The 9,379-nt window shown below is 59.7% G+C and carries 8 protein-coding genes and 1 tRNA gene; 6 read left to right on the forward strand and 3 right to left on the reverse strand.

What is annotated here, in order from left to right:
- The first annotated feature begins 15 nt into the window (after positions 1-15).
- The 3 genes from HMPREF2614_RS07885 (at position 16) to HMPREF2614_RS07895 (ending at position 3,365) form a co-directional block, all read left to right on the forward strand.
- Entirely contained in the window at positions 16-1,890 is a 1,875-nt protein-coding gene (locus HMPREF2614_RS07885; RefSeq protein ID WP_070560637.1) for a DUF294 nucleotidyltransferase-like domain-containing protein, read from the forward strand.
- 33 nt (positions 1,891-1,923) lie between these two features.
- A complete protein-coding gene (locus HMPREF2614_RS07890) occupies positions 1,924-2,511 on the forward strand; it encodes a 3'-5' exonuclease (protein WP_038628573.1) in 588 nt (195 codons plus the stop codon).
- Between the two features lie 65 nt (positions 2,512-2,576).
- Positions 2,577-3,365 (forward strand): fumarylacetoacetate hydrolase family protein, encoded by a 789-nt coding sequence (locus HMPREF2614_RS07895; protein ID WP_005509430.1) that lies wholly within the window; start codon positions 2,577-2,579, stop codon positions 3,363-3,365.
- 12 nt (positions 3,366-3,377) lie between these two features.
- On the opposite strand, the gene HMPREF2614_RS07900 is transcribed toward HMPREF2614_RS07895, so the two are convergent.
- Together HMPREF2614_RS07900 and HMPREF2614_RS07905 are read right to left on the reverse strand one after the other, a co-directional pair.
- Entirely contained in the window at positions 3,378-4,610 is a 1,233-nt protein-coding gene (locus HMPREF2614_RS07900) for an isochorismate synthase (RefSeq protein WP_070560638.1), read from the reverse strand.
- Between the two features lie 56 nt (positions 4,611-4,666).
- Positions 4,667-5,389, reverse strand: a complete 723-nt coding sequence (locus tag HMPREF2614_RS07905; protein ID WP_070432191.1) for an SDR family oxidoreductase — start codon at positions 5,387-5,389, stop codon at positions 4,667-4,669.
- Here HMPREF2614_RS07905 and HMPREF2614_RS07910 point away from each other — a divergent pair.
- Together HMPREF2614_RS07910 and gltX are read left to right on the forward strand one after the other, a co-directional pair.
- Positions 5,388-6,101, forward strand: coding sequence for a TIM barrel protein (locus HMPREF2614_RS07910; protein WP_070432192.1), 714 nt, complete (start codon positions 5,388-5,390; stop codon positions 6,099-6,101). The two genes, HMPREF2614_RS07905 and HMPREF2614_RS07910, sit on opposite strands and share 2 nt — an antisense overlap.
- Positions 6,102-6,158: 57 nt before the next feature.
- Complete coding sequence (gene gltX / locus HMPREF2614_RS07915; protein WP_070432193.1) at positions 6,159-7,646, forward strand: glutamate--tRNA ligase; 1,488 nt, start codon at positions 6,159-6,161, stop codon at positions 7,644-7,646.
- Here gltX and HMPREF2614_RS07920 read toward each other — a convergent pair.
- Positions 7,630-8,871: a hypothetical protein gene (locus HMPREF2614_RS07920; protein WP_224792225.1), complete on the reverse strand. Its 1,242-nt coding sequence runs from the start codon at positions 8,869-8,871 to the stop codon at positions 7,630-7,632. The two genes, gltX and HMPREF2614_RS07920, sit on opposite strands and share 17 nt — an antisense overlap.
- Positions 8,872-9,234: 363 nt before the next feature.
- Between HMPREF2614_RS07920 and HMPREF2614_RS07925 the strand changes: the two genes are divergently transcribed.
- Positions 9,235-9,306, forward strand: a tRNA-Gln gene (locus tag HMPREF2614_RS07925).
- The last annotated feature ends 73 nt before the right edge of the window (positions 9,307-9,379 follow it).

Below are 9,379 nucleotides of genomic sequence, written 5' to 3' on the forward strand. Positions count from 1 at the left end.
GGGATAATTGGCCCCATGACCGTCGAGCTTGCGGAAATCGCAGACTTCCTCAGCCACACTCGCCCCTTTTCGGACCTCTCCGATGAAGAGCGGGCGACTATCCCATCGCTTTTGACCATGCGCTATGCCCGTCGTGGTACGGAGATTATCCGGGCGGGTGCGGACAATAACAGCTGTTTCATCATTCGCTCCGGCATGGTGGATATCTTCGACCCGGCTGGCACTCTGTTGGACCGGCGAGATGTGGGAGATCATTTCGGTTATTCAACGCTGCTGAGCGGTGACCCCTCGCTGTACACGATGACGGCGGTGGAGGACTGCGTATTCCTGGTAATCTCCAAGGAGGTCTTTAACCAGCTCAATGCCCAGTTCGTAGAGGTCCGGCGCTATTACGGCGGTGAGAACGCGCGCATTCGCGCAGTGGCATCGAAGCTGCGGAGTACTGCGGCATCGGAGTCGTTGCGCACACGGGTTGCGGACCTAATGGAAACGTCGCTGGTGACCTGCAGCGCTGACGCGACAGTGCAAGAGGCGGCACAGATTATGACGGAGCGGAATGTCTCCAGTCTGCTCGTGATGGAGTCTGCAGGCGCCAACCAGAGCCCACTCGTTGGCATCATCACTGACCGCGACCTCCGTCGTCGAGTGCTGGCGAAGGCCAAGCCGGCGGAGAGTCTCGTAAGCGAAGTGATGACCGGAAACCCGGAAACCATCAGTCCCGATCTGTTGGTTTTTGAAGCAATGCTGCTGATGGCCGAGCGCGGTTACCATCATCTGCCGGTGCACGACGGGACGAGAGTGGTCGGCATGATTGTCATTGGTGACCTCTTGCGCAGTCTGCACACCGATCCCGTGTACGCGACGGCGATGCTAGCGCGGAAGAGTGATATTTCGGAGATCGCGGAGATTGCTCAGAACGCGCGGCGAATTGTCGGCCGGTTCATTGACCGGGGTGACTCGGGGGAGGAGGTCGCCAAGCTGCTGACTGCCGTGGCCGATGCTGTCACTCGCCGTCTGGTCACGCTTGCTGAGGAAAAGCTCGGGCCCCCGCCGGTCAGCTACGCGTTTGCGGTACTGGGCTCGCATGGGCGCGGGGAGATGGGGCTCGCCTCCGATCAGGACAATGCGCTGGTTCTCGCCGACGACTACGACGCCGACGTTCACGCTGACTATTTCGCCGCGCTTAGCGACGAGATTTGCACTAACCTCGACCGAGTCGGTTATCCGCTCTGTCCAGGGGACATGATGGCCAGTAACCCTGCGTGGCGGATGACCAAGTCGCAGTGGCTGCGCACTTTCCACGGGTGGATTACGGCACCGGAGGCGGAGGCGTTGCTACATGCACAGACCTTCTTCGACATGCGTGGGGTGGCGGGCGACGTGCAACTAGTGGAGGAACTGCGCGCCGCCTACCTGCCGCTGGCGCAGGGGTCGCAGCGCCTGCACGCGCACTTGGCCAAACTCGCGGCCTGGCGGGAGCCGCCGCTCGGCTTCTTCCGTGGCCTGGTGCTGGAAAAGGGCGGCGAGCACGCGGAAACCCTGGACATCAAGAAGGGGGGAACTGCTGCTGTGGTGCAGATGGCGCGTCTATTTGCTGTGGCAGCCGGTCTGCCACAGCTGTCGACACGTGAGCGTTTGGCAACAAGTGCCGGAGCCGGAAGCGTGAGTCGCCAAGGTGCTCAGGACCTTGCGGATGCGTTCGAGTTCCTGTGCACGGTGCAGCTTCATCACCAGCAGGCCCAGTTCAACGCCGGCACCCAGCCGAATAACCACATCTACCCGAAGCGCCTATCAAGCCTGGAACGGGAGCACTTGCGCGATGCGTTTGGTGTTATCCGCAAGTTGCAGCAGAGTCTCGGGGCGAAGTATCCCATCCGGGCGATGTCGTAGTTTAGCTGTGTGAGTTAGCTGTGTGAGCACGCAATGTTGAAGTTTTTCAAACCTCGCAAGAAAATCCTGGACGCACCTATCCGCGACAATGCTTGGCTCGCGGTAGACGTGGAAACCACAGGTCTGGATCCTTCCAAAGATCAGCTGCTTTCCATCGGTTGGGTTGCGGTGGAAGACCACGACATCGTGCTGGAGGAATCCGGTCACCTTCTCATTCGCCCAGAGCGCGAGGAGGTGAGCGTCGGCGAGTCGGCGACGGTGCATGGGCTTACCGACGACATGGTCGCAACCGGGGTAGAGGCAGAAGTAGCCGTCGGCAAGCTGTTAGAAGCTCTGCGGGGACGGAAGCTGCTGGCGCACTACGCGCGGATGGAAGTTGGGTTCCTGGATCCGTTGTGCCGGAAGTACTTTGATGCCCGCTTTGATGTGCCGGTGGCGGACACTATGACACGCGAGTACGACGCGATTCTGCGAGCCAACCGCGAGCCGGTCCGTGATGAGCTGCGGTTGTGGTCACTGTGCGACAAGTACGGCATTCCCCGTTTTAAGGCCCATCACGCGTTCAACGATGCGCTGGCTTGTGCACTGGTGTGGCTTGCGCAGGAATCGCGCGGAGTTTAAATCGTAAGTGTTTGAGAGTGGGGGTCGTTGCATAATTATTGCAATGTGACGTGTACCCTATTTTTATGCGTATTGCTCGAATCGCCCACCCAGAGGGCATGTGCTTCGCGCTCGTCGAGGGCGAAGGCAATGAAGTTACTTTGCACGAGATCGAAGGGCACCCTTTCGGTCAGCTGAATAAGACTGGTCGTTCCTGGCCGCTTGCCGACGTACGTCTGCTCGCCCCGATGCTGCCGTCGAAGGTCATCGCTATTGGTCGTAACTACGCTGACCACGTCGCCGAGGTGTTCAAGAAGTCGGCAGAATCGCTGCCGCCGACGATGTTCATTAAGCCGCCGACGGCCGTTATTGGTCCGGAAGCGCCGATTCGCATTCCGGATTTCGCCACCAACGTCGAGTTTGAGGGCGAGCTGGCACTGGTTATTGGTAAGCCGTGCAAGAACGTGAAGAAGGAAAACGCTCACGATGTGATCTTCGGATACACCATCGTCAATGATGTTTCTTCCCGTGACCTGCAGTTCGCCGACGGTCAGTGGGCGCGCGCAAAGGGCATCGATACCTTCTGCCCGCTGGGCCCGTGGATTCAGACGGAGCTGGACTACAACGAGCTGCCAATCAAGGCGCACCTGACTCACGAGGGTGTTACCGAGACTAAGCAGGACTCCAACTCCAACCAGATGATTATGTCCATCCCGGAGATCATCGAGTTCATCACCGCCTCGATTACGCTGCTGCCGGGTGACGTCATCTGCACCGGCTCCCCGGCCGGTACCGCTGCGATGTTCCCGGGCGACCGCATCGAAATCGAGATTCCGGGTATCGGCAAGCTGGCCAACCCGGTGGAGCGGGCTTAAGCCGCTAGGGGCTTAAGCCCCCTTAACTCCAAAAGCGCGGAGCACAGTGCCCATTTTGGCGCTGGTTTCCGTGACTTCTTCTTCTGGGTCGGAGTGCGACACAATGCCGCCTCCGGCCCATAGTCGTGCCACGGACCCCTCAGTGTCGATTTCGGCACAGCGAATGGAGACCACGAACTCACCATCGCCATTCTCATCGCACCAGCCGACAGCGCCGGAGTAGAAGCCCCGGTCGGTTTCCACGGCCTGGATGACACCGAAGGCGGATTCCGTCGGCGTGCCACAAATGGCAGGTGTTGGGTGCACCACCAGTGCCAAATCCAGCGCGGACAGCGACGGATCCTTCAATCGACCGCGGATATGTGTGGCCAAGTGCCACATCTCGGCGGTGCTCATCAGCTCGGGGCTGTCCGGAACATCCAGCGAACTGCACAGCGGCGCCAGGTTGTCGGCGATGTCATCGACAACGAAGGCGTGTTCATCCAGGTTCTTGCGCGAGTCCGCTAAACGACGAGCCGACGCCCGGTCCGCCTCTTCATTTCGGGATCTCGGCAGCGACCCGGCCAAGGGAAATGCCTCAACGATGTCACCCGTACGGCGGACCAGCATCTCCGGGGAGGAACCGATGAGCAACTTGCCCTCATAATCGGAACCGGCGGGAGAGAGATCCACGACAAAGCCATCACGGTTGGGGGATCCGTCGATAAGCCGCGATGCGAGAAGGAGTGGGTCAATCGGGGGATCGATTTCGAGTTCCACAGCGCGCGCGAGCACGACTTTTTCCAGCGCCGAGTACTCGATGGTGCGGATGGCTGCGGCGATGCGCTCAGCGTGCTCAACGAGCGGGGGATCGTAAGCGACGATGCTGGCGTGAGGCTTCGGTGCGTTCCAGCGGTAGTGCGCGGGTGGCTCCAGCGGCTGCGAGGAGCGGATGACTTCCCGGGGAACGGTCAGGGCGGCGGGCTTGTCCAAGTCGAAGGGCAGGGCGCCGACCACCATCTTGTGAATGCCCGAGTGCAGTCCCTCGGCTGCGAGCCAGGGGTCGGAAATCTGCTCTTCAATACCTTGCGTGCGGATGGAGCCGTGCGCACGGGAGAGCAAAAAATCAGGAGCGGTGGTTGGGCGGGACGTGTCCCAGCGCGTCGAACGTTTCGGAGTCGCTGCAGGCTCGTTCGACGGGTGGAACTTTTCCTGCTGCTCTTCTTCGTTTCCGCCGCCCAGAGAGGGGTGGTTTTCCATGGACATCGCCCTAACCCGCCTCCTCAATCTAAACCCAATTGTGCTCCAGTTTAAGGGGCAGGCTAACCCCTGCCCAAAAAGGGCATACCCGCAGCGGTAATCGTAAGCTGATCGATGACGGCACCTGCCGGCAGATTCGCGGCGTAGAGGAAAGTTTCCGCAGCCTGCTTGGCATCGAACATCGGCTCGCTGCCTGTGAACGTCCCCAACAGGTCAGTCTGCGCATTGCCAATATCAATGCGCGTTGCCGTGATGCCATACTCGCGTCCGTCGAGGGCAAGCACGTGGGTCATTCCGGCAAGCGCGCTTTTCGACGTCGCGTACGCCGCCGTGTGCGCTCTCGGCACCTGCGCTGCGATAGAACAATTGACCAGGATTCGGCCGCCCGCTTGCTCTGTCTTCCCCTCGCACCCCGCCTTCATCCGCGAAAAAGCCTCGCGTGCACACAGGTACGAGCCGACCACATTCGTATCGATGACCGCCCGGAAGTCCTCAATGTCAGTCTCTCCGAACTCCGCGGGCGTGCCGGGCAGCCCCGCATTGAGCACTGCAACATCGATGGTTCCCGTAGCCACCTGCGCGTTCTCAAACATCGCACGGACCTGCTCAGGATCGGTGATGTCACACCTGGAGTAGGTGATGTTGTCCGCTTCGGCGGCAACAGTCTCGAGCGCGTCGATACGCCTGCCGCAGATATGCACGTGCCAGCCCTCGGCGGCGAAAGCCAGAGCAATTTCGCGACCAATGCCCGCGCCGCCACCAGTTACTACTACCGTTTTGGTCATGAGCACCATTATTAACTGTTCTACGGTCTACGCACACATGTCCCCGCACGACGCCGTCAACGCCGCGCGTGACGACGGCTACGCGGCCGTGGAATTCTGGTGGCCATTTGACCTCGCAGTGCCCGCACCCGATGAGGTTTCCGCCTTTTGTGACCTCTTTGACGACAGCCTTGGTCTTTATGCCATGAACCTGTGGGGAGGGGACATGGCAGCGGGACAGCGGGGAGTGCTCGATACAGACGGGTTGCCTGCCGGACACTTGGAAGCAGTCAGCCAGATTGCGAGTGCCACGGGGTTGAAGTGCTCGAATGTGCTGCTGGGGCGGTCTGGGGAGCTAACGGACTTGCAGGTGCAGAGGCTAACTGAGATCACTGCCCAGCTGGAGCTCAGTGGTGTCCGCGCGTTGATTGAGCCACTGTCCGGGATGAGCGATTATCCCATTACCGATCCCTGGCAGGCCGAGGAGTTAGCGCAACAGACTGGTGCTGGCGTGCTCGCGGACTTTTACCATTTTGCGGCCAATGGCGTGGACGTGGATGCCTGGCTCACCGATGTGGAGGCCGGAAGAGTGAGTCTGCCGGCGCACGTCCAGATTGCCGATTTCCCAGGCCGCGGCGCGCCGGGCACCGGCGGGGTGCCGCTGCGCAGCTGGGTTGAGCGGCTGCGCGCCGCTGGATACGCCGGTGAAGTGGCTGGGGAATGGACTCTGTAACCCTATGTAAAACCCTATGCATGCCTGCAGGTGGGAGGGCGGGTATCGTGGGAAAGCATGTCAGATGTTCGCGTACGCTTTTGCCCGTCGCCAACCGGTACCCCGCACGTTGGCCTCATCCGCACCGCCCTGTTCAATTGGGCATATGCCCGTCACACTGGTGGCAAGCTGGTCTTCCGCATCGAAGATACCGATGCCGCTCGCGACTCCGAAGAGTCCTATCAGGCAATCATCGAGGCCCTGAATTGGCTCGGTATTGACTGGGACGAGGGCATCGATGTCGGCGGTCCGCACGGCCCGTACCGCCAGTCGCAGCGCAAGGACATCTACGCCGATGTGTTGCAGCGCCTCATTGACGCTGGTGAAGCTTACGAGGCCTTTTCCACCGCTGAAGAGGTTGAGGAGCGCCACAAGGCCGCCGGCCGTGACCCGAAGCTGGGCTACGACAACTACGACCGCAACCTCACCGAGGAGCAGAAGGAAGCCTTCCGCGCAGAGGGGCGCAAGCCGGTGATCCGCCTGCGCATGCCGGACGAGGACATTGTCTTCGAGGACCTCGTTCGCGGTCGCATTGAGTTCAAGGCCGGCCTGGTTCCGGACTTTGTCATCGCCCGCTCCAACGGTGAACCTCTCTACACACTGGTTAACCCGGTGGATGACGCTCTAATGGAGATCACTCACGTCCTGCGTGGTGAGGACCTGCTGCCATCGACTCCGCGTCAGATTGCTCTCTACGAGTCGCTGAAGCGCATCGGTGTCGCCAAGTTCACTCCGGAGTTCGGCCACCTGCCGTTCGTGATGGGCGAGGGCAACAAGAAACTGTCCAAACGCGACCCACAGTCCAACCTCTTCATCCACCGCGATAACGGTTTCATTCGCGAGGGTCTGCTGAACTACCTGGCGCTGCTGGGCTGGTCCATGGACGGCGATCAGGACATCTTCACCATGGACGAGATGGTCAAGGCTTTCGACATCCACGATGTGCTGTCCAACCCGGCCCGCTTCGACCAGAAGAAGGCCGACGCTATCAACGCTGACCACATCCGCATGCTCGATCCGAAGGACTTCGAACAGCGTCTGCGCACCTACCTGGAAAGCCACTTCGACTTCCCGGCCGACTACCCGGAGGATAAGTTCGCTTTCCTGGCAACGCTGCTGCAGACCCGTGTGAAGACGCTTTCCGACGCCTGGGACCTCTCGAAGTTCCTGGTTGTGGAAGAGGGCGAGTTCACCTTCGATGAGCGCTCGGCACGCCGTAACTTCAAGGAAGACGCCGTCGCTGTCCTGGAGGCCACCATTGCAGCTGTGGAACCGCTCAGCGAAGAGGACTTCGTCACCGAGAAGCTCGAAGCTGCACTTCAGAAGGCCCTCATCGAGGACCTGGAGCTGAAGCCACGCAAGGCCTTTGGCCCGGTGCGCGTGGCTGTAACTGGTGCTCAGGTATCGCCGCCGCTGTTCGAGTCCATGGAGCTGCTTGGCCGCAGCCGTAGCCTGAGTCGACTGCGCAAGGCTCTCGAGGTCGCTCCTTTTACTGCTGCTCAGTAAAGAGTGCGAGCTGGGCTGAGCGAAGCAGGTTCGTGTAAGAGCCCGCTTCCTTGCCCACCTTCTGCGGGTCGCGGTTCAGCATATTCATGGAGGTTTCGCGGTAGTCCTTGACCAGCGCCCCCATGTGGTTGTTGAAGAACTCGTGCCAGTCGGTTCCCCAGTAGACCGTGCCGTCCTCGTTTCGCTTGAGCAGTGCGGCAAATGCGTACACGAGCGGGTAGATGAACCCGTCCGGAATCGCGTAGCCGATGGGCTGGCGGTAGAACTTCGAGTACTTCTGTGAAGTCTTGCCAGTCCGCGGATTCTTCTTGTTGGCCTTGTCAACAGCATCAATGCCGCCGAATTTGCCCCCGCTCTTGTTGTAGAGATCGGGTAGCTCCGCGTTGATGCGCTCGAAAATATCGATGAAGTCACGCGTGAGGTTCAAGGCACTGCGGACCTTCTCGTTGTAGAGAACGACCTCTTCGGTGCGCTCATTGATGCTTTCAGTGCTGGGTTTAGTGACCTCCGGGGAACTCATGACATCCTCGAAGCGGTCAAGCAGCTTGGCCTTGCCGGAGTAGAGGCTGGTAGGGGTCGGTGCTTCAATCTGCTTGCCGTCGGCATCCTTCGGCAGGTCAATACAGGACAGTGGAATCCACGCCATAGCGATGACATCGCCCACCTTTAGTCGACCAGTATCGTTGGTGCGCCACTGCACGTTGTCGCTAATTCCCTGCGGCAGAGCATGCTTCAGATCGTCAAAGTAGCCGGCGCGATTGAGTTTTGCTTCCGCCTTGAGCTCCGCATTGTTGTTGCGGGCGGCACAGATATCGAGCAGAGCATCGGAGAACTCTTGCACTGTGTCTTCGTCCCGAGCACCGGGCACGAGTACCTCTACCGGAACTCGGGCATCGAGCTCGGTGAGGCTTTCGTCGGCAAGCAATTCCTCGATTTCTTCGGAGCGCTCCATCCAGACCTCCTTCATTTCGGACCACGTCTTGATTTTGCGGCTAGGCGGCGGAGTGAGCTTGCCCAGGACGAACAGCGCGATTGCCAGCGAGTTGTGGCCGCCGTCGAGGATGCCTTCGATGCGACGGTTGCTGAAGGTGAAACGGTAGAGACTGTCTTCACTGGTGAACTGAGTGGAGGCCAGGAGCACACCCTTGGACTTGTAGGCGAAGAGCTCCGGCGTGGTGTCGATGGTTTCCATGATGGCATCGGTGATGCGGCCGGTGCGGGACACGCGTGGGTTGGCATCGAGGTTGAGGGCCGAGATGATTTTCGCGAACTGACGGATGTGGGGGAAGTCATGATGATTGCCTTTCAGGTCTGTTTTTTATGTGCGGCGGCTGTTTGCCAGCCGCATCACCACGAAGTGTCTCCTGAAGGGCGGATCGGCTTTGCGCTGCGATCGAATGGGCTTTCGATCTGGGATTGTGTTAGCTATATGCACTGCATTGGTTATGCATTAGTTATGCGCACTGCTGAGGTGGGCTGTGGGGAGCTCGCGAATTTAAACGAACCTTTGACAACGAACCTTTGACCAGGTGATTTGCTCTTGTTCACGCTAATTGGCTATATTATTCCTCGTTGCGTTCAGCAGCGATGGCCTATGGTGTAATTGGCAACACAACGGTTTCTGGTACCGTCATTCTAGGTTCGAGTCCTGGTAGGCCAGCAGTGAAGAAGTTCATTGTTGAATGTATTCACTAACTGCAAAGTTCTAAGCCCCGTTCGTCTAGCGGCCTAGG

The sequence above is a fragment of the Corynebacterium sp. HMSC074C11 genome, from assembly GCF_001809455.1.
GTDB lineage: Bacteria > Actinomycetota > Actinomycetes > Mycobacteriales > Mycobacteriaceae > Corynebacterium > Corynebacterium amycolatum.